The organism is Labilithrix luteola (genome assembly GCF_001263205.1).
GTDB classification, from domain to species: domain Bacteria; phylum Myxococcota_A; class Polyangia; order Polyangiales; family Polyangiaceae; genus Labilithrix; species Labilithrix luteola.
The window spans coordinates 8,279,430-8,299,170 of sequence record NZ_CP012333.1 but is presented as its reverse complement, the minus strand read 5'-3'; the positions used below and the strand labels follow the sequence as shown (position 1 = coordinate 8,299,170).

General features: G+C 66.5%; 18 protein-coding genes. 9 read left to right on the top strand and 9 right to left on the bottom strand.

What is annotated here, in order from left to right; all coding sequences use genetic code 11:
* Positions 1 to 258: 258 nt before the first annotated feature.
* The 3 genes from AKJ09_RS36030 (at position 259) to AKJ09_RS36020 (ending at position 4,216) form a co-directional block, all read left to right on the top strand.
* Positions 259 to 801: a hypothetical protein gene (locus AKJ09_RS36030; protein ID WP_146652380.1), complete on the top strand. Its 543-nt coding sequence runs from the start codon at positions 259 to 261 to the stop codon at positions 799 to 801.
* Between the two features lie 556 nt (positions 802 to 1,357).
* The gene (locus AKJ09_RS36025) at positions 1,358 to 2,383 is read left to right on the top strand and encodes a hypothetical protein (RefSeq protein ID WP_205633903.1); all 1,026 of its coding nucleotides are present in this window, start codon (positions 1,358 to 1,360) and stop codon (positions 2,381 to 2,383) included.
* Between the two features lie 135 nt (positions 2,384 to 2,518).
* Positions 2,519 to 4,216: a DUF2957 domain-containing protein gene (locus AKJ09_RS36020; protein ID WP_146652378.1), complete on the top strand. Its 1,698-nt coding sequence runs from the start codon at positions 2,519 to 2,521 to the stop codon at positions 4,214 to 4,216.
* A gap of 33 nt (positions 4,217 to 4,249) precedes the next feature.
* On the opposite strand, the gene AKJ09_RS36015 is transcribed toward AKJ09_RS36020, so the two are convergent.
* Genes AKJ09_RS36015 through AKJ09_RS36005 form a run of 3 tightly spaced genes read right to left on the bottom strand, consistent with a single transcriptional unit; the run spans position 4,250 to position 6,756 of the window.
* Entirely contained in the window at positions 4,250 to 4,783 is a 534-nt protein-coding gene (locus tag AKJ09_RS36015) for a thioredoxin domain-containing protein (RefSeq protein ID WP_146652377.1), read from the bottom strand.
* Positions 4,780 to 6,051, bottom strand: coding sequence for a c-type cytochrome (locus tag AKJ09_RS36010; RefSeq protein WP_240488700.1), 1,272 nt, complete (start codon positions 6,049 to 6,051; stop codon positions 4,780 to 4,782). Before AKJ09_RS36010 ends, AKJ09_RS36015 begins: the two co-directional genes overlap by 4 nt.
* A gap of 21 nt (positions 6,052 to 6,072) precedes the next feature.
* On the bottom strand, positions 6,073 to 6,756 hold the full coding sequence (locus AKJ09_RS36005; protein WP_146652376.1) for a hypothetical protein: 684 nt from the start codon (positions 6,754 to 6,756) through the stop codon (positions 6,073 to 6,075).
* 233 nt (positions 6,757 to 6,989) lie between these two features.
* Here AKJ09_RS36005 and pdhA point away from each other — a divergent pair, with 233 nt between their 5' ends.
* The 5 genes from pdhA to AKJ09_RS35980 are packed head-to-tail and all read left to right on the top strand — an operon-like array spanning position 6,990 to position 12,403.
* Positions 6,990 to 8,018 (top strand): pyruvate dehydrogenase (acetyl-transferring) E1 component subunit alpha, encoded by a 1,029-nt coding sequence (pdhA, locus tag AKJ09_RS36000; protein ID WP_146652375.1) that lies wholly within the window; start codon positions 6,990 to 6,992, stop codon positions 8,016 to 8,018.
* A gap of 19 nt (positions 8,019 to 8,037) precedes the next feature.
* Complete coding sequence (locus AKJ09_RS35995; protein WP_240488699.1) at positions 8,038 to 9,048, top strand: pyruvate dehydrogenase complex E1 component subunit beta; 1,011 nt, start codon at positions 8,038 to 8,040, stop codon at positions 9,046 to 9,048.
* A gap of 14 nt (positions 9,049 to 9,062) precedes the next feature.
* Positions 9,063 to 10,454 carry a pyruvate dehydrogenase complex dihydrolipoamide acetyltransferase gene (locus AKJ09_RS35990; RefSeq protein ID WP_146652373.1) on the top strand — a complete coding sequence of 464 codons (1,392 nt, stop codon included), beginning with the start codon at positions 9,063 to 9,065 and terminating at the stop codon, positions 10,452 to 10,454.
* 46 nt (positions 10,455 to 10,500) lie between these two features.
* Positions 10,501 to 11,475 (top strand): formylglycine-generating enzyme family protein, encoded by a 975-nt coding sequence (locus AKJ09_RS35985; RefSeq protein ID WP_169928137.1) that lies wholly within the window; start codon positions 10,501 to 10,503, stop codon positions 11,473 to 11,475.
* Positions 11,476 to 11,488: 13 nt separating this feature from the next.
* Positions 11,489 to 12,403: a metallophosphoesterase family protein gene (locus AKJ09_RS35980; RefSeq protein WP_146652371.1), complete on the top strand. Its 915-nt coding sequence runs from the start codon at positions 11,489 to 11,491 to the stop codon at positions 12,401 to 12,403.
* Between the two features lie 171 nt (positions 12,404 to 12,574).
* On the opposite strand, the gene AKJ09_RS35975 is transcribed toward AKJ09_RS35980, so the two are convergent.
* From AKJ09_RS35975 to AKJ09_RS35950, 6 genes are all read right to left on the bottom strand, one after another.
* On the bottom strand, positions 12,575 to 12,805 hold the full coding sequence (locus AKJ09_RS35975; RefSeq protein WP_146652370.1) for a cold-shock protein: 231 nt from the start codon (positions 12,803 to 12,805) through the stop codon (positions 12,575 to 12,577).
* Between the two features lie 314 nt (positions 12,806 to 13,119).
* Positions 13,120 to 14,301, bottom strand: coding sequence for a tetratricopeptide repeat protein (locus AKJ09_RS35970; protein ID WP_146652369.1), 1,182 nt, complete (start codon positions 14,299 to 14,301; stop codon positions 13,120 to 13,122).
* The gene (locus AKJ09_RS35965; protein WP_146652368.1) at positions 14,301 to 14,723 is read right to left on the bottom strand and encodes a hypothetical protein; all 423 of its coding nucleotides are present in this window, start codon (positions 14,721 to 14,723) and stop codon (positions 14,301 to 14,303) included. Before AKJ09_RS35965 ends, AKJ09_RS35970 begins: the two co-directional genes overlap by 1 nt.
* A 12-nt stretch (positions 14,724 to 14,735) precedes the next feature.
* On the bottom strand, positions 14,736 to 16,295 hold the full coding sequence (locus tag AKJ09_RS35960) for a SpoVR family protein (protein WP_146652367.1): 1,560 nt from the start codon (positions 16,293 to 16,295) through the stop codon (positions 14,736 to 14,738).
* Between the two features lie 310 nt (positions 16,296 to 16,605).
* Positions 16,606 to 17,637: an HD domain-containing protein gene (locus AKJ09_RS35955; protein ID WP_146652366.1), complete on the bottom strand. Its 1,032-nt coding sequence runs from the start codon at positions 17,635 to 17,637 to the stop codon at positions 16,606 to 16,608.
* Between the two features lie 4 nt (positions 17,638 to 17,641).
* On the bottom strand, positions 17,642 to 18,568 hold the full coding sequence (locus tag AKJ09_RS35950) for a hypothetical protein (protein WP_146652365.1): 927 nt from the start codon (positions 18,566 to 18,568) through the stop codon (positions 17,642 to 17,644).
* A gap of 318 nt (positions 18,569 to 18,886) precedes the next feature.
* Between AKJ09_RS35950 and AKJ09_RS35945 the strand changes: the two genes are divergently transcribed.
* The gene (locus AKJ09_RS35945; protein ID WP_146652364.1) at positions 18,887 to 19,666 is read left to right on the top strand and encodes a sterol desaturase family protein; all 780 of its coding nucleotides are present in this window, start codon (positions 18,887 to 18,889) and stop codon (positions 19,664 to 19,666) included.
* Positions 19,667 to 19,741: the final 75 nt, after the last annotated feature.

The window sequence follows — 19,741 nt, the reverse complement described above, 5'->3', positions numbered from 1 at the left end:
CGGGTCTCCAGGACTCCTTCGCGAGCTACGGATGCGTCGCCGGTACCGGACTCCGCGCGGTCAATGACGCCCCTCCGCCCGTCCTGAAGTAGCCCCCCCGCCACGAAGACTGCGCCGACGCCGGAGGCTTCCCCTGCCCGTCACGTCGTTCGTGGTCGCGCGACCGAGGACGAGCACACGCTAAACAATCGATGAGCGTTCGGCGAACGAGCGTGTTTCCGATTGTCGTCGTGACGAGCTCTCGATGACATCGAGCGCATGAAGACCACCTTCCTGCTCCTCGGTGCATGTACGATTCTCTCGACGCTGTCGTTCGCGCCCGATGCGAAGGCGGCGGTGACCATGACCCTCGGCGGTGGATTGGGGTCACAGGCCACGGGGAGCGCGTGTGGAGCCCCCCATCAGTTCGAAGGGTTTTCCGTGCACTCGTCGAGCCCCGTATCCCTGCCGGACGGAACCTATCGCGCGTTCATGGGCGGTTCGACGTCGTGGCAGATCAAGAAGTTCAATACGACCGACCCGGACATCCCCATCCAGGGGTTCGTCCGCGTTGACGTCATCGAGGTCTCCGTGTTCGGCGCCGAAACCATCCGCGCTTCGTACGTCAGGTCGCTCGACACGAGCGGCGTCTACGGCGCCACGGCGACGACGGGCGCCCTCATCCCGGACAACCAAGAATTCGGCACCTTCGTCGCCGGCGCGAACAGCGGCGCTCGTTACATCGTGCGCGGGACGGCATGGTCGGACGCCTGCAGTCGCGCGTACGTGATCAACGTGCGTGTCGATCTCGTCCAGCAGTAATCAAACTGCGTCGAGCCGCGCGACGTCACACATCTCCGCGACGTCGTGAGGACATGAAGTCGAGCGGGACGCGTGGCTTCCGAGCAATCGTGGGCAATACCATGATCGGAAGCCCCCCGTTCGTGTGGCCGATCGTCATCGCCATCGTCGCCTCGAGGATCGTGCGCGACCTGATCGGCGGAGTCTTCTGTCTCCTCGCCCACACGTGACGCGCGCGAATACGCAGGCCGAGCCAGCGAATGCGTGTGGGGCCCGCCGCACGGTAACGGGTCCGACCATGGGCTCCGATGCGCGTTGCGTCCTTCCCTCGTTCGCTCGCTAGGCCCCCGAACCGCGTTGACACCGCCTTTGCTGGTGACGACTCGTACTGAGACGTCCGCGTTTGGCCGCTCGCGCGAGGAGGCGCCAGCCGGCCGGAACGTCAAGGACACCGGGGGGCCCAATCACCATGTTGCACCGCGATGACGACGGCGAACGAGTCGATCTCGAGGCTCTGCTGCGCGAGGAGGCGCCGGAGGAGCCACCACGGACGCAGACACGAGCACGGACGCAAACGATGCCCCCGCCACTCCCGCTGCGCCCCGACGAACAAGTGCCGTGCGATCCACTCGCGAGCGTGCCTTACGACCTCTGCCTCCTCGTCTCACGGCTTTCGGCAGCACCGCCAACACCACCGGACTCTCTCGAGACGCTGACGACCGAGCATCCGAGCGCACCGCCGGTCGCCGCGGAACGACGCTCGTCCCCGCTGCGGGAACGGAGCCGACGTCGGGCACGGGCCGTCGCCGCCGCGGTCGCTGCTGGGATGGTCGTGACTGGAGCAAGCGCTCTCGCGCTGTTCCGAACCGACTTTCTTTTCGCCGAGGCAAGTCCCCCCACGCTGACCGATATGGGAGGCGCCCGATCGATCCCGACGCCGATACTCGCGCCCACGGAACACACTGTGCTCGCAACCCGCGCGCCGGAGGTGCCTCCCGCTGCGAACACGACGGCGCCGCCCTCCCACCGGCGGCCGCACGCGTCCCGCTCGGACACGAAGGCAAAGCTCTCCGCGCAGGAGACGACGACCAACGAGGCGGTCGCCGAGCCTGTCGCACTAACGCCTGCGAGCCCCCCGCCGGATCCGCCCTCGACCACGACCGCTGACTCACCCGAATCCGCGGGAGCTCGCCCACTCGAGGAGCACGCTCAGGCACCGATGCCCGCGCCGACCAACTCCCCCGCCGCAGACTCGCTCGAGGATGCGATGCGCGCCGCGGTCAACGTTCGGAAGGAGTCACCCACCGAGGAGACCGCAGCGCACGCCGGGCCGGGCCGTCCGTCGCTCGGAGCAACGACGGTCGCGCTCCGCGCCGTCCTCCCTGCGGCAAGCGCGTGCCTCGAACCAGGCGACACGGCTCGCAGCGGCCGCGTCGTGTTCGCCTCCGATGGCAGTGTCGTGCGCGTCGAGCTGGCCGGTTCGACCCCCGAGGACAACTGTATCCGCGCGGCCCTTTCGAACGCCAAAGTCCCACCATTCCGTGAGGACTCCTTCGCGGCGAGGGTAACCGTGCGTCCGCGCGGCGGCGAGCAGGGTTTCTAGGCCAGGTCCGTCGGTTCAACGCCCTCGGAGGGAGCTCGATAGCCGCCACGTGGTAAGCGGGCGCTGGAGGATGGCGGTCGTGATCGCGCAATTCGCACTTGCAGGTCTGCGCCCAAGCGCTGCAAAAATGCGATCATGGACGCGAAGAGTCTCCACCGCCCCTTGCTCGGCACGCACCTTCTTCTGGGCGTGCTCCTCGCGGCGGGAGCTTCCACCGGGGCGTGTGGCAGTGACGACGGCGGGTCCACACCGAGCGCGCAAGCTTGCTCGGGCGAGGCCTGCCTTCCCGAGACGAGTGTTCCTGACGACGCGGGCGTCGATGCGGCTTCGACGACGGACGCGGCCCACGACGCCGAGGCTGACGTCGACGCGGCCACGCCACCACCTCTGTGCCCAACCGCGCTCGACTACACCACCACCTACACGGGCGGCTCGATCAGCGGCGAGTACGTCAAGATCCGATTCGACACGGCCGAGAGCACCTATCGACTCCAGTTCGTGGAGTCCTGGATACCGACCACGGCCGGAACGATGGAGCCGACCCGCGCCGGTAAGACGATTCACGGGACGTTTACTCATCCGACGACGCTGCCTTCGAGCGAACAGAACCGGTGCACCTTCGTCCTGCAAGATGGCCAGACCGACGACGGCACCTACACGGTGACGATTGACCCGAAGACACCTCCGACGATCTTCGTGGGCAACGACGTCGTCACCGGCGCGATCCCGGGCGCGACGATCTCCTCCCCTGGGATCTCGGCGAATCCGAGCATCGTCGTCGGAGTCATTCCCGCACGAACCTTCGCGTCGTTCCTCTTCCTCGCGTTTCGTGAGCTCGAGACGGACTTCACCAAAATCGCCGGTCGTTACAACGAGCTCGGCCTGCACCTGACCCCCACTGGATCAGCGAATCAAACCGCATTGCCTCAGGGATGGGAGCCCGACGCCATCAACTGGACGGAGACGCTCTCCGCGGATGGCTCCTGCCAGCGGGAAGGGATCGACTACTCCTGCCATACGACGGGCACCCCCTGGGCGCAGCGCCTGAATTCGGACACGACGCCCGACGATGTCTTCGTCAGCAGAATCGTCTCGGCTTCATCCCCATACGCGTACACGGGGCAAGTCTCCGCGATCGTCCTTCTCGCCCCCAGCCAAGCGCGCGGCGTGATGATCGCGGGCAAGGTCGGCGGTCAGATCGTTCCGGTCGTCGTCCGCGTGGGCTACTCGCACCTTGACGCGATGAACCTCATGGCCACCATCATCGACGACCAAATCGGCCTCTCCATTCTATCCCCCGTGAAGCTCGTTTCGGCGCAGGCGCTCGATGGACGCTACACCAGCGTGACCAGCGGTTCGGTCTGCACACAGGTGGACATCAACGGCGTGAGCGCAGCTCCTGCTGGCACGAACGGTCTCAACGCGAGCATCCCCCACCCCGAGCTGCCCGGGCAGTTCTCGGGTGGCTTCTTTCACGCGGCCGCGGGGACCTGCGCGCAGAGCCCTTCCCTCGCCTCACGCTCGCGCATCGAGTATCCGTCCGTGCGCTTCGCGAGTGGCACCACGGCAACCTTTGTCGACCCGACGGGTGCACCGGTCACGGCGACGTTGACGATCGACGCCACGCAATCGACGCCGGGCAAGCTCCTCGTCACCACGCAAGCGGGACTGACGGCACGGACCACGGACGGCGATGCCGGTGATGCCGGCGTGCCGGTTTTCAAGGCGGGCGACGTCGGCGTCCTCGTGACGGCCGGAGAGGTCTACGCCCTCCTGATGAACAACGCCCAGTACAACCCGTTCTTCACTATCGGCCGCTTCGCCGAGCCGTGAGGGTCCGTCGCCCGCCGATACCCAGAACGATCGTCACCGAGGCCGCGAGCTCTGATTCTGCCAGCGCTCCAGCGTGGCTACGAGCGCAAGTCCGGCTTCACTTCCCTTGCCACGAGCTTCTTCGGTTTCGAGCGGGTGACCGTCGACACCAGGCAGAGCGACGAACGGGATGAAACGAAAACCGTAACCGGCGCTCGCGAGACGGTCCGTGTCCCTGTCGGCGTCGAACACGAGCAGCGTGATGCGGGAGAGCGACGCGTCGAGACGGCCGGAGTGGACTTCTTCTTTGAAACGCCGACAAGGATCGCACCACGACGCGCCCGCGTAGACCACGAGCGTGCGGCCCTCCCCGCGTGCGCGAAGGCGTTCGGTACGAATCAGCGAGAGAAGATCCGTGTCTTCGGACGCCACCAGCACGCGAATCGGCTCGGGGTGTCCACCATCGACGGCCGCCGCGCGCGCCTGGCTCACGACCGGAGCCGTCGCGGGCGCGTCCTGCGTGATGCTCGGCTTCGTACCGTTGCACGCGAGCAAGCCAATCAACGCCGGAACTCCGGCCATTCTCATCGCGGCCGGCCCTGGGCAATCCAGGTCTCGACGAGCTGGATGTCTTCCGCCGAGAGCGACGGATAGCCGAGCGGCATGCCGCGAACGGGCCCCATGATCCCGCCTTCCTCGTCGTGGCGAGCGACGAGCGCCGCGACGAGACGCGGAAGACCCTCCGGATCTTTCGTGAAGACGCTGGTGCGTTCGCCCTTGTCGTCGAGAAAGCCTGCGGCGATGCCGCCGTAGTCCGAAAGGTTGAGGCCGCGCGGCTTGAAGCCGAAGCCGCCCGAATTGCCAGGTCCGCCGTCGCCAATCGCGTAGTCCGGCTCCGAATGGCAATGCCAGCACGTCCGGTGGAAGACCTTCTCGTCGACCTCCTTGAAGGTCACCCTTCGCGTGAGCACGGGCAGGCGTTCGAACGTCTTCGGGCTCGGGGCCGCTGCGAGCTCCGCGCTCATCAGATATCCCGCCAGGTCTTTCACTTCTGGCTCGGTCAACGCGATCTTCGGCATCGGCGTGTCCGGTTTGACCCCCTTCGGATCGCGCAGCCACGCGACCAGCTTCGAGGCGCTCATGCGATCGCGTGTAAAACGCAGGTCCGGGGCGAGCGTCCGTGCGCGCTCGAAGGCCTTGCCGTCCATCGGCGGCGGCGGCGAATTCTGCACGGACGCGACGCCCGAGAAGGCATGGCAGCTTCCGCACCCTTTCGCGTCGAGCAGCGCCCTGCCCTTGCCGAGGTCGGCGCCCGCCAGGTCCACCGCACCGGCGCCGTCATCCTCCGGCACGAGATACGCGGCGAGATCCCGCGCGTCGGCCGACGACATCGCGAGCCGCGGCATCGATTGCACGAGATCCGGACGCAAATCGGTCGGCTGCAGCAGGTACTGCTCCACCCACTTGCGCGAAAGGCGCTTGCCCGTTGCCTCGAGTGAAGGGGCGAGCGCGAGTTCTTTCACACGAGGCTTCCACCGCGCGATGGTGGCGGGCGGCGCATCGAACCGGTCCGCCAGGATGTCTGCATGACACTGCACGCAATGCTTGCCACGAGGCGCGGCCGCATGACCTGCGCCGTCGTGACAGCGATTGCATTCGTACGCGAGCACGAGCTCTTTGCCGTGCGCCGCGTCGGCCACGGCTTCTTTCGGCAGCGCAGGGGTGCGGATGGGCGATGCGTCCGCCACCGGCTCGCCGCCGGCAGGCTTTCGATGACATCCCACGAGTGACGCAAGCGACGCGGCGAGCATCACCGCGAGACCGAGAGCCGACGAGACGCCGACGCGAAAACTCATTCGAGGATCCGCGGGATGCGCTCAGACCTTGGCCGCCACCGTGGTCGTCGTTCCCTTCGGCGCCGCCGGCTTGCAGACGCCCGGAGTCTTCGTCATCTCGACGCAACGCTTCGACGCGGCCTCGGCTCCCGCCGCATCGCCCTTTTGGCTCCGCAAGCGAGCAAGCGCGGCGTACGCAAACGGCGACCCCATCAAATCTTTGTCGGCGAGCTTGCCGAGAATCTCGAGCGCCTCAGCTTGTCCGTGCGTCACGGCGCTCAGCGCTTCGCCGAGATCGGCCTGAACCGTTGGGTCGTTCGGGCGCTTCGCGTCAATCTCCCGAAGGGCCTGGATGGCCCACTCGACGTTGGCCGCCGGCGTCCAGTCCAGGGCCTCCCGCTTCTTGACCTCGCGAATGTTGCCCGCCGTGCGCACGACCGCCATCGCGAAGACACGCATGGCGCGCGTTTCGAGAGGATTCCCGCCCGCCTGCGTGTTGCGAATCGCAGCGAACGTGGCGAGGACGGTGCGCGCCGCGGCGACATTTTGCCCATTTTCGAGGGACTTTTCGGCCCTGGCTATCTCTTGAACGGGCGTGGGCTTGGCCACCTCCTCGAGCCCCACGGACATCCCGCACGCATGCGCCGAACGCGCGGAAATCGGAAGGAGAGCGGCGGCAGCAACGAGCGGGAGGACCCGAACGAGAGTGAGGCGAGCGAGCTTCATGATGGTACCTCTGACGGCTCAGGTTTTCGAAAGTTCCTGGAACACTCGCACGTCGCTCGGGCTTGCCGTTTCGTGACGCGCCACGACACGTTCGGTGTGACAAGGTGCGTCACCTGACCCGCTTCCACCAAGCTGCCGACTCGACTACGAAACTCCCATCCGAAAGCGGTGCCGCCCTCTTGTCGTTTCGGCGCACCGCCCCTCTGGTCTCTCCTTCTTTCCAAGAAGTCCCAATGACCACCAGCGAAGCACTCCAGAAAGCTCCGGACACTCCCGCTGCCAGCCCTCGCCAGGGCACGCAGCTCGACCACCTCGCCGCGCTCTACCGCCAGATGCTCGTCATCCGGCGCTGTGAAGAGGAAGCCGCTCGCGCCTACGCGCAGGGCAAGATCGGCGGGTTCCTCCACCTCTACATCGGCCAGGAAGCGGTCGCCGTTGGCGCGATCGCGAACCTCAAGCCCGAGGACTACGTCGTCACGACCTACCGCGATCACGGCGTCGCCATCGCCAAGGGCATGAGCGCCCGCGCGATGATGGCGGAGCTGTTCGGCAAGGTCACGGGCTGCTCGAAGGGCCTCGGCGGCTCGATGCACATGTTCGACGCCAAGAACCGCATGCTCGGCGGTCACGGCATCGTCGGCGGGCACATCCCGCTCGCCGCCGGCGCCGCGTTCGCATCGAAGTACCGCAACGACGGCAACGTCACGCTCTGCTTCTTCGGCGACGGCGCGGTCAGCATCCAGGGTTTCCACGAGGGCGTCTCCCTCGCGGCCCTCTGGAAGCTCCCTGTCGTCTTCATTTGCGAGAACAACGAGTACTCGATGGGTACGCCGCTCTCGCGCACGCTGAGCGTCGAAGACGTCTCGCAGAAGGCCGTCGGCTACGGCATCGATCGCGATCGCTTCTTCGCCGACGACGTCCTCAACGTCGAGCATCGCATTGGCGAGGCGGTCAAGCGCGCGCGCGAGCAGTCGCTCCCCACGCTCGTCGAGGTACGTACGTACCGCTACCGAGGTCACTCGATGAGCGACCCGGGCAAGTACCGCACGTCCGACGAGCTCGACGAGCACAAGAAGCGCGACCCGCTCCTGCGCGCGCGCGAGCAGCTCGAAAAGGAAGGCTTCGGAGCCGCACGCCTCAAGACGCTCGAAGACGAGGTCGAGGCCGAGGTGCTCGACGCCGTGAAGTTTGCCGAGGAGAGTCCCGAGCCGGACGCCTCGATTTTGGAACCGACCACCTACGACGGCCCGTTCGCGGCCTGAGCGACGAAGGAAGAAGACAATGAGGGTCCTCAGGTTCCGAGAAGCCCTGCGCGAAGCGATGATCGAGGAGATGGAGCGGGACGACCGCATCTTCCTCATGGGCGAAGAGGTCGGCTACTACCAGGGCGCGTACAAGGTCAGCGAGGGCATGCTCGACAAGTTCGGGCCGCGCCGCGTGATCGACGCGCCGATTGCGGAAGGCGGCTTTGCCGGTCTCGGCGTCGGCGCAGCGATGGTGGGTCTCCGCCCGATCATCGAGTTCATGACGTGGAACTTCTCCGCCGTCGCGTTCGACCAGATCCTGAACAACGCGGCGAAGATCCGTCAGATGTCGGGCGGCCAGTTCAACTGCCCGATCGTCTTCCGCGGTCCCAACGCCAGCGCGCGTCAGGTCGGCAGCCAGCACAGCCACGCGATGGAGCACTTCTACGCCACGGTGCCGGGCCTCAAGGTCGTCGCCCCCGCCTTCCCGGCGGATGCGTATGGCCTCATGAAGACGGCCATCCGTGACGACAACCCCGTGCTCATCATGGAGTCGGAGACGCTCTACTCGGTGAAGGGCGACGTGCCCGACGACCTCGACGCCATCCCGCTGGGCAAGGCGCAGATCGTCCGCCCCGGCAAGGACGTCACGCTCGTCGCCTACTCGCGCATGACCCACGTGGCGATCGAAGCCGCGGCGCAGCTCGAGAAGGAAGGCATCTCCTGCGAGATCGTCGACCTTCGCTCGATCCGCCCGCTCGACGAGGACACGATCATCCACTCCGTGCGCAAGACGCATCGCTGCGTCGTCGTCCACGAAGGATGGCCGTACGGCGGCGTCGGCGCGGAGATCTCCGACCGCGTCCAGCGCCTCGCGTTCGACTCGCTCGACGCGCCGGTTCTCCGCGTCACCACCCTCGACGTGCCCATGCCCTACAACGCGAAACTCGAGCAGTACTGCATGCCGCAAGCCGACCGCGTCGTCGGTGCGGTCAAGCGCGTCGTGACGCGCGGTCGTGCGGGTTCGAACGTCTCGGCGCAGGCCTGAAGGAGGAGATCGCGATGGCAAAGATTCTCGACATGCCGAAGCTCTCCCCCACCATGGAGGAGGGTCTGCTCGTCACCTGGCACAAGAAGGAAGGTGACAGCGTTCAAGTGGACGACCTTCTCGCCGAAGTCGAAACCGACAAGGCGACGATGGAGTTCCGTGCCTTCGACAAGGGCACGCTGCTCAAGATCCTGGTGCCGGCGGGCACCAACGTGAAGCTCGGCGATCCGGTGGCGGTCGTCGGCAATCCTGGCGAAGACGTCAGCGCCCTCGCCGCGAGCGCCAAGCCCGCGGGCGGCGCAGCAGCTCCGGCAGCGGCTCCCGCAGCAGCGCCCGCCGCGGCTCCCGCGCCCGCTCCGGCGGCGGCTCCCGCACCGGCGCCTGCGCCCGCGCCCGCCAAGACCGGTCCCGTGTCCTCGGGCAGCCTCCTCACGCGCACCGAGCGTGATGCCGGCCCCGATGCCGAGGTCCTCAACGGCCGTCCCCTCGCCTCGCCCTACGTCCGCAAGGTCGCGCGCGAGCGTGGCCTCGATCTCGCGTACGCGCAGGGCTCGGGTGACCACGGTCGGATCCTCCCGAGCGATCTCGACAGCCTCCAGCCGCGCGCCAACGGCGTCTCGGCTCCGGGCACGGCGCTCGCGCGCGCTCCGCAGGCTCCCGCTTCTCCATCCGGCGCGCCCGGCCTCGCCGCGCCGGAGGTTCGTCCGCTCTCGCCGATGCGCAAGACCATCGCTCGCCGCCTCGTGCAGTCGAAGCAGACGGTCCCGCACTTCTACCTGACCATCGACGTCGACGCGTCGGGCATCGTCGCCCTCCGCGAGACGATCAACGCCGACCTCGCCGCGAACGCCAAGAAGGGCGATGCGGATGCGAAGCCAGAGAAGATCAGCATCAACGATCTCCTCATCAAGGCTGTCGCCGCCGCGCTCGTCCGCGTGCCGGAGTGCAACGCGCAGTTCACGGACGAGGCGATCCTCATCCACAAGCGCGTCGACATCTCCGTCGCCGTGGCCGTTCCGGAAGGCCTCGTCACGCCGGTCGTCCGCAACGCGGATCAGAAGAGCGTCGTTGCCATCGGGCGCGAAGTTCGCGACCTGGCGACGCGCGCTCGCGGCAAGAAGCTCAAGCCCGAGGACATGAGCGACGGAACCTTCTCGATCTCGAACCTCGGCATGTTCGGCATCGACGAGTTCTCCGCCGTCATCAACCCGCCCGAGGGCGCGATCCTCGCCGTCGGTCAGGTTCGGGAAGAGCCCGTCGTGAAGAACGGCGCGGTCGTCCCCGGCAAGAAGCTGGCGATGACGCTCTCCTGCGATCACCGCGTGATCGACGGCGCAGTGGGCGCGGCGTTCCTCGCCGAGCTCCGCTCGCTCGTCGAGCACCCGATGCGGATCCTCACGGGCTGAGACGATGCGGGCCGCGGCCACGACTTCCTTCGTCGTGATAGCCGTGATGGCCGGGGCGACCATGGCCTGCGGGCGAACGCTCGCGGGCACTGCCGGTATCGCCCCGGCTCGCCGCCCAGGAAACGTCGACACCTTCAGGCTCGGCGCGGGTCGAACGAGCGACCACGCGCCGGCCGAAGGGATCGTCGCCCTCAAGCCCCCGATCGAAGGACGCGTCCGCATTCGCGGTGGACGTTTCGTGATGGGCTCGACGCCCGCCGAGATGCAGGCCGCCACCGAGCTCTGTCAGCGCGAGGCCTTGGCGCCACGATGCACGGACAGCTCGCGAGCCTGGAATCCGGGCCCCGCCATTCGCGCCGAGGGCCACGCGCACGAGGTCACGCTCTCCACGTTCGAGATCGATCGCACCGAGGTTCCCGTGCGCGCCTATGCGCGTTGCGTCGCGGCCGGTGCCTGTGCCCCGCCCTCCTTTCCCGTCGGCGACCCGCGCTACGACCAACCGGATTTCCCCGTCACCCACGTCCGCTGGGAAGACGCGGGGTCGTACTGCAGATGGGTCGGCGGCCAGCTACCGACCGAGGCGGAGTGGGAATACGCGGCCGGCGGAGACGTCGGGCACGTCTTTCCGTGGGGCGATCTCTGGAACTCGCATCTCGCGAACCACGGGTCGTTTGCCGTGGATCCGACCGATAGCAGCGATGGCTTCGTCGGGCTCGCGCCCATCGGCTCCTTCCCCGATGGCGTCACGCGCACGGGCCTCTACGACATGGCAGGCAACGCGAGCGAGTGGGTCTCGGACTTCTACGACCGCGACGAGGAAGGGTACGGCTACCCGCGCGCGGCACAGACCGACCCCAAAGGCGCTTCGTTCGGCCCCTACGGCCACGTGGTCCGCGGCGGTTCGTACCGCGACCCCGCCTTCATGCTCCGCACCACCGCACGGCATGCCTCGCCCTTCGCCACGCGCGAGATCGGCTTCCGGTGCGCCTATTCGATGGCGACGAACCCCAGCAAGCCTTAGATTCGCGTTCACGATGCGCATCGCGCACCTTTCCGACCTCCACGTGCTCGCGCTCGACGGCGCCGGCCCCGTCCGTTTCCTCAACAAGCGCTTCACCGGCTGGGTGAATCTCAAGGTCAAACGCAACCACAAGCATCGGCCCGGACACGTTCGCGCCGTCGCTAGGGAAATCACGCGGGCGAACGTCGACCAGGTCATCGTCACGGGCGACCTCACGAACCTCGCGCTCGAGGGAGAGTTCGAGGCCGTTCGTGCGCTCCTCGAGGAGGAGCTCGGCCTTCCGCACGACCGCATCACGGTCGTCCCGGGCAATCACGATCTCTACACGAGCGGCGCGATGCGTTCGAAACGCTTCTGCTCGTACTTCCAGCCGTACATCGAGAGCGACCTGCCCGAGCTCGCGGCAGACCTCCCGCTCGGCCGCTTCCCATTCGTAAAACTGCGCGGTCCGGTCGCCATCATCGGCCTGTCGAGCGCCGTTCCGCGTCTTCCACTCGTCGCCTCGGGTGAGCTCGGAAGGCAGCAGCTCGAGGCGCTGAGCCGCATTCTGGCGCACGACGAGGTGAAGCGCCGTACGCCGGTCATCGCGCTCCACCACCCCGCGCACAATCCGTCGTCGCAGTACGAACAGTTCATGCGCGGTCTGTCCGACGCCGATGCCCTGGTCGAGACGCTCGCGCACCTGCAACAGGGCCTCGTCCTGCACGGCCATTTGCACGTGCGTCAGAAGAAGCCGATCGTCACGCGCGTCGGCGAGATCCCGTGCGTGGGAGCCACGAGTGCGTCGCTTCATCACGACGACGAGCACCGGATGGCCGGCTTCAACCTGTACGACTTCTCGCCGTCGGGCGAGCTGACGAACATCGAAGCGCACGTCTACCAGCCCGGCTCGGAAGCGTTCCGCCTCGCGGCCGTCCCGTCGATCTAACGCAGCGCGAAACGCTCGGCTGGCGTCGACGAGGGATCGCCGCACCCAATGAGCGAACGCGCGAGCACAAAAACAAGAAAAGCGCCGGCTCTCCTTTGTGGGGGAGCGGGCGCTTTGCATGGGCGCCGAACGCGCCAACGAATGGCGCGCCGCGCTCGAGAAGCGAAGGAATCAGGCGCCGAGCTGGACGCCGCCGCCACCGCTCTGACGGATGACGTTGATCGCCTGGAGCCCCTTGGGGCCTTCCTTGATCTCGAACTCGACGGTCTCGTCCTCGAACAGGCGGCGACGGCCATCGCCGGAGATCTGCGAGTAGTGCACGAAGACGTCAGGGCCGCTGTCCTGCTTGATGAAGCCCCAGCCCTTCTCGTCGTTGAACCACTTCACCTTGCCCACTGCCATCGGGATGCCTCCACTTCACTGAAACTGCGATTGCACTAGCCCCGATCGGAGTGGCGACTGGGCCGTTTCCATCGAGCTCGGGCGTACGGTACGGGAGGATCGTTCGGCACGTCAACTTGGATCCGGCGAGGTCCGACACGGTCGTGTGCATGCGTGCTCACCTCGGCGGCAACGTGCGGAACTGCTTGTAGAATCCCCGCAGCGGGGACACGCCGCACGCGCGAGGGCAACGCGACTCATCGGCGTCTCGGGGTTCGTTCGCGGGCTATCGCAGCGCGCGGATCAACCCATGCATTCTGCACGTGAAGAGATCTTCACGGTTTGGAACGCTCGAGCGCATCGAGCTCGGCGAGGTTCGCCTTCACGCGCGGATCGGTAGGATCCAGCTTCTCCGCGGTCTTCAACGCCTGTCGCGCTTCGCCCCGCGTCTTCGGATCCCGCGCGAGCGCCGTCGCCAGGTTGATCCACGCGCTCGCCAGCTTGTTGTCGATCGCGAGAGCGGAGCGGTACTGCGCGATGGCTTCGGTGACTTTGCCCGACAGCTGCAGCGCGTAGCCGAGGTTCGAGCGATAGGTTGCGCGCTTGGGGTCGAGGGCAACGGCCCGCTGAAGCTCGGGGAGCGCGCGCGCGAAATCGCTTTGGGCGAGAAGCGCCGTGCCGAGATCGGAATGCACTTGGGCGCTTTCGGGCATGAGCCCCACGGCGATCTCGTACTCCTTGACGGCCTCGGCCACGCGTCCGTTCATGAAGAGTACGGTGCCGAGGTTTCCCCGACGCGCCGCGCTGCCGGGGTCGAGATCACGCGCCTTGGTGAGCTCGGTAAGCGCCTCGGCGCTCTTCCCGGTGGCGAGGAGAGCCACGCCGAGCGCCGAGTGCGCTTCGGCCTCCTCGGGCATGGCCTGCACGCCTTTGCGCAGCGCGCTCTCGGCCGCCGCGCCGTCACCGAGCAAGAGCAACGCGCGTCCGAGCTCCACCTGCGCGGGCGCGAACGCCGGCTCCATCTGAACGGCTCGCTTCAACTCTTTGGTGGCGGCGGTGACGTCGGGATTCTTCTCGGCGGCCGCGTAACCGAAGGCCGGGCTCGCCTTCGCGATCTTCGCGCGCGCCACTCCGACGATCGGCGCCGCCTTCGTGGGGGCCGCCTTCCGTGCCGATTCATACGCCGCCGAGGCCTTCGCCAGGTCATCGTCCTCGAAGGCCTTGTCGCCCTCGGACAAGAGCGCGTCGAGCTTCGCGTCGCCCGTGCGCGCGAGCCCGATGGTGGTCGGCTTCGGCGGCGGCAGCGCGTCTTGCTTCGGCACGGAGGCCACGGGCGCGGCCGGCGACGCCGCGGGCGCGGGCGCGACCGGCGTGGGCGCCGCCACCGGCTCGACGTGCGCGCTGGCAATCGGCGGGGTCTCGGCGGGCTTGTCGGGTCCTCCGCACGCAACGAGCGCGAGCGTCACGAGTGCCGTAGCAGCGACGCGCTGCGCGTTCGTCTTGGCTTGGTCGAGCATCAGGTCGCTCCAGGGTGGCGCTTCACGACGACGTACGCGTGAGCCGCGATGTCGCGCGCGGCCTCGAGCACCTTCTCGTCGCTCGACGCCGTACGAATCGCGACGAGGCTACCCTGCCCCGGCAGCGGCGTCTCGATCAGGAGTTTGGCGGCCTCGCGTACGCGCGCGGGCACGCGGTCGTCTTTTCCGATGGCCAGCAGATGGTCGACGTACGAACGCCCCCAGCCCTCGTCAGGCTCGACGATGAGCGCGCCGTTCAGCGCCATGCCGGCGGCGCGCCTCGCCCCTGCGAGTCCCGCGCGGGCGTTTCTCTGCGCATAGGCAGCCTCCGCGCGGCGGAGCTCTCCCAGCGCCGCGCGGATCCACTCATCGGGCGAGAACTTGAACAGCCAGTGTGCCGTGTCGCGAACGAACTCAGCCACGACGGGACGCCGTCAAGGACGCATATGGCGCGTCGAATGCTCGCGACCGTCGTAGCGGATCATGACCTGCTTGCTCTCGATCTGCGTGAGCAAGTTGACCGGGCGCTTCCACACGCGCACGAGGCTCTTCATGACTTCGCGCGCGTAATCGGCGCGGAGGTCGAGGCCCTGGTGATCGTGCTTGAGCATCAGCTCGCCGCGGTTGTCGTAGTTGGCGTCGTCCACGTAGATGAACGGATTGCCGGCGTTCGTGAGCTGGAAGAGGAGCTTCTCTTTGACCTGCTTGAACTCGCGGGTCTCGATCTCGTAGCGCTCGTTGCGGTTCGACCACGAGAAGCTGAAGAGCTTGTGGTCGCGGCAGAAGTCCGGCGTGAGGAACTCGTCGATGAACGTGACGTCGTTGTAGAGCGCACGCACCTCGAAGATCTTCTTCTTGCCGAGCCCGAGGCGAAGGTTCCAGTTCTTCTTCGCGTCGAGGTCGTCGCACTCTTCCCACTCTTTGCCGAACTGGCCGCGGTCCCAGCGCTCTTCGACGTTTCGATAGAGCTCGACACCGAGCTTGTACGGATTGAGCCGGCCGCCGCTCGTGGCGAGGACGCCTGCGTTGTTGTCGGCGTAGTCGATGATCTCCGACGCATCGAGGATCTTCGTGGTCATGAGGCGCGAGTGCCAGTACGACGCCCAGCCCTCGTTCATGATCTTCGTCTGCATCTGCGGGACGAAGTAGAGAGCCTCCTCGCGGATGATCTCGAGGATGTCGTGCTCCCAGCGCTCGAGCGGTGCGTGGTCGAGCAGGAAGCGAAGGACGTCGCGCTCGGGGTGCGACGGGAACTTCTTCTCCTTGTCCTTCTCCGCCTGGATCTTGAGGCGCTGCTCCTCGAGGTACTCCTCGGGGTTGATGAAGGACTCCATGTAGTCCTTCGCGCGAAGGCGCGGGATCTCGGTGGCCTTCTCTTCCTCGTCGGGGTTCTTCACGCGTCGCTTGCCGTGGAAAGCTGCGTGCGGATCGATGAGGTTCTCGAGGCTCAGGCACTGGTCGATGAAGTCTTCGACCTTGTTGATGCCCTGACGCGCGACGTGACGGCGAACGCGCGCGCCGTGGTTCGCCATCTTGTCGATCCAGCGGCGGTTCGGATCGTAGTTCTTCGGTCGCTGCGCCGGATCCGTCGTGCGTCCGCCCGTGTCGAGGTCGGTCGAGCGGAAGCAGAAGTTGTTCTTGAAGAAGTCGACGTGGCCGTAAACGTGGGCCATGACGAGCTTCTGGTCGGTGAGCGAGTTCCCCTCGAGCAGGTACGCGTACGCGGGGTTGTTGTTGATGACCATCTCGTAGATTTTCGAGAGGCCGTACTCGTAGCTCTTCGCGAGGCGCTCGTACTCCATGCCGTAGCGCCAGTGCGGGTAGCGGTTCGGGAAGCCGCTGTACGCCGCGATCTCGTTCATCTGGTCGTACGTCAGGATCTCGTAGACGGTCGGGAAGAAGTCGAGGCCCTCGTCGGCGGCGATCCTCTCGATCCTCTCCTGCTCTTTGGCCAGGTACGCCGGGAGCGCGGTCTTCAGCGCGAACTCGCTCATAGGACGAGACTAGCTGAAAGAAATCCGCCGCGGGCGGCCCTTCGCGAAATCGCTCGAAGAAGCTCTACAGAGCAGACGACAGGGGCTAGATCCGATGGTGCGGTGCGAAGCGTGACCGCTTGCAGGACCGGCATGCTTGCGCTCGGCACGAGATCGGCACCACCTGCGCGGTCTGCCGCGCGACGACGCGTGTGGGATGCTTCTCCCGCATGACGTCGACGACCGCCTGCACCGTCTTACGAACCGAAGCCCCGCTTGTCGGACAGGTCTTGCAGCTCTCCGTCGAGCTCCCCCCACGCATCGCCGCGAATCAGCTGCGATATGGTTGCGTTGCGAGGGTGGGCGGCGGAAGACGAACGGGCCCGCTCACGACTCCGCAGCGCGCTTGGGAGTACACCAAGCCGAGATCACCGGTGCGATTGCTGCGTTCTTCTTGCTCGTGGCGATAGCCAGGCAGCGCGCGCAACCGCGCAACCACCGCCTCCGTGCGCGGCGAGCCAACCTCGACGTCGATGGGGCGATCATCGAGGGGACCAAAGTTGACGAGGAGTCGCGGGTTACCCCCCGACAGCTGCTCGGGAAGGTACGTGACGTAATAGAGAGCCGACCACGCGTGGAGCTCCTCGAGGCGGGCCGCGCGCGTGAGGAAGATGTGCTCGTCGGTGGCGTGGAGATAGGGAAAGTCGTGCGTGGCGAGCTGCTCCTGGATGGCCCCCTCGATGTTCCTCCGTGCTCGCCGTTCGTACGTTGCCTGCATTCTCGGGTGCTGGAAGACCGAGGGCCGCGCGAGAAATCGTGAGAGAACTTTCGCTCGTCCTCGCCGATAGAGCCCTTCGAACACCATCCAAGCGAACTCTTCGCGAATCGCCTTCTCGTAGCGCGCATAGGCGACCTCGTCGGCTCCGAGGATCGCGAGGTCGATGTCGAGGAAAATGCCGAAGTCGGAGTCGCCGGATTCCACCGTCGAGGGCAGCGTGTGGTTCCTCGTTGCTCGAACCATTGTCGCGATGCGATGCGACGTTCCTCCGTCGATGCCCATGCGAAGGCACGACGCGTAGGCCAGCTCGGCGCTCCGCTCCTCGTTTTGCGCCAGCGGCGTCATCGAATGCACGGCGTCGTGGAACCAGATGGCGAGTTCGAGCTCGGCGGGCGAGCGAAGGCTGCCGTGCAGCTCGTCCAACGACACGAGGCATTGCCGCACGTGGTCGATGCCATGGTAGTGGCGCTTTGGTTCGGCATACGCCGTGGAGAGTTGCTCGAAGACGCCGGCAATGTCGGTCCGGTGACGAGCACCGGCCTCCGTGGCCGCTCTCGAAAAGCGCTCTGCAAGCTCGTGTGTCATCGCTTCACCCCTTCACCCAGTGATAGCCGGCGTCCGCCGCCGTCTCCGCGAGAATCGCCCCCAAGATGCCGCCTGCGAGCCCACCGACGACGGCGCACAACGGCGCGCCCGGACCGCATACGGCCGCACCGCCCATGGCTCCGAGCTTTGCGCCTGCCCAGAATCCCAGAAGCGACGCGCCCTGCTTGATTCCTTCGCCCACGTGGTCTTCGGCGGACGCGACCTGGTAAACCGCAATGGCGATGCTGACCGCGAGGAGCGCCTTGCCCATCGCAGGCGCGAGTCTCGAGGCGACGTTGACGTTCGGATTCGTGACCCCGGCCTTCTTCGCGATCTGGAGGAGTACGGCTCCACGCTCGGCTTCGGTGAGGTCCTTGAACCCCTTCTGGAACAGCTTGCCCGAGTACTTCTCGACGAGGGCAGGAAGGGTGAGACCTTCTTCCTTGAGGAACTTCGAGAGCGCAGCGCCCGCCGGGCTCAGCCCGGAACGCGCCTCGTTGAGGAAGCTGTTGCGGAAACGGCTCGCCAGAAGTGCCGCTTCGGCGACGGTGAGCTCGCCTCGCTCGAAAGCTGCGACGATGTTGCTCGCGAAGGTGCGAGCCTCGGAAATGTAACGGGCCCGGATCGGCGCATCGTGAGCGAACTGCTCGGCGACGTGCTCGACGTTGTGGAGCGCTTCCTGGACGACGTGAACGACTTGCGCATGGGATTCCGCGGTGGGGCTCTGGTCGACGATGGTCTCCGAGCCGGCGGGATGACGTTGCTCGACGAGCATCTCGAAACGCGTGCGCAGCCTCGCCACGGTCGCGTCGTTCAGCTCGCCGTTGGACACGAGCCCTTCGGACCGCTGGAAGTCGGCGAGTCGTGCCCTTGCTTCCGCGTCCCACGAATCGCCCCGAGGTAGCGGCGTGCCGCTCATCTCGGAGAGCATCGCGCGAGCCTCGGCAGGCGAGAGCTCGTTCGTCGACTCTCTGGGGATGGGGGGGCAATGAGGCGACACGCGTTGCGTCGCCGAACGCTCGGTCGTGCAATCCATGGCCTAGCGTTCGGCCGGATTGACTCGGAGGTTGCGTGCTATCTGCCTGTCGTGCGCAGGTCGTTACTGTCTCGACCCGAGCTAAGGTTTTGAAGGAGTCAGTCTTGCCGCTGACACGGCCGAGATGGACTCCGTGACCCTCGCTCCGGCGCGTCGTCGTACGTTTCGGTGAGCGGGTGCAGGCGCACGACCGAGTCGCGCTAGGATGGCTGCATGAGCGAGGCGGCGTTGATTTGGCTCCGCGAGCTATCGTGGCGCGAGGCGGCTGCGTTCTCGTTCGTCGAGAACGTCGTCGTCTTCGCGCTCGCTCTCGTGGCCGGCCACGTCATCGTCGCTCGATTTCGACATCGTGAGCTCGGGAAGGCGCCGCCGCTGACACGGACGGAAGTCGTCGTCGCCCTCTCTTCGGTCGTGATCAATTCTGGCGTCACCCTTGCCGGTCTCGCGTTGTGGCGCATCGGCATCGTTCAATTCCGCACCGACGTCGGCGTGCATGCATGGCTCGACGTGATCGTGCTCATCCTCGTGATGGACTTCGCGATGTACGCCCTCCATCGAATTGCGCACGTCAGGTGGATATTCCCTCACCTCCACGCGCTCCACCATTGCTACGAGCATGTGCGCCCGCTCACGCTCTTCGTGTTGAACCCAGCCGAGGCCATTTCGTTCGGCGCGCTGTGGCTCGTGGTCATTTCGTTCTACAGCGCTTCGTGGCTCGGGATGTCGGTTTATCTAGCACTCAACGTTGCATTCGGAACACTCGGACATCTCGGCGTGGAACCCTTACCTTCGCGCTGGGTAAATTGGCCGATCGCACGCCACATCGGGACGACGACGTTCCACGCCCAACACCATCTTTCACGCGATACCAATTTCGGATTCTACACGCTCATTTGGGATCGGCTCTTCGACACACTGGAACCCGGCTACGACGCCCATTTCGGACGAACGGGCGCGATCACGCCCACCGAGGCTCGCGAGACGGAGCGCTGAGTAGGCCAACTCGCGGCGGGGCGACTTGCGCGTGCCGAGGGCCTCAGGAGCGGGTGCGAGCGTCGACACGAAGCC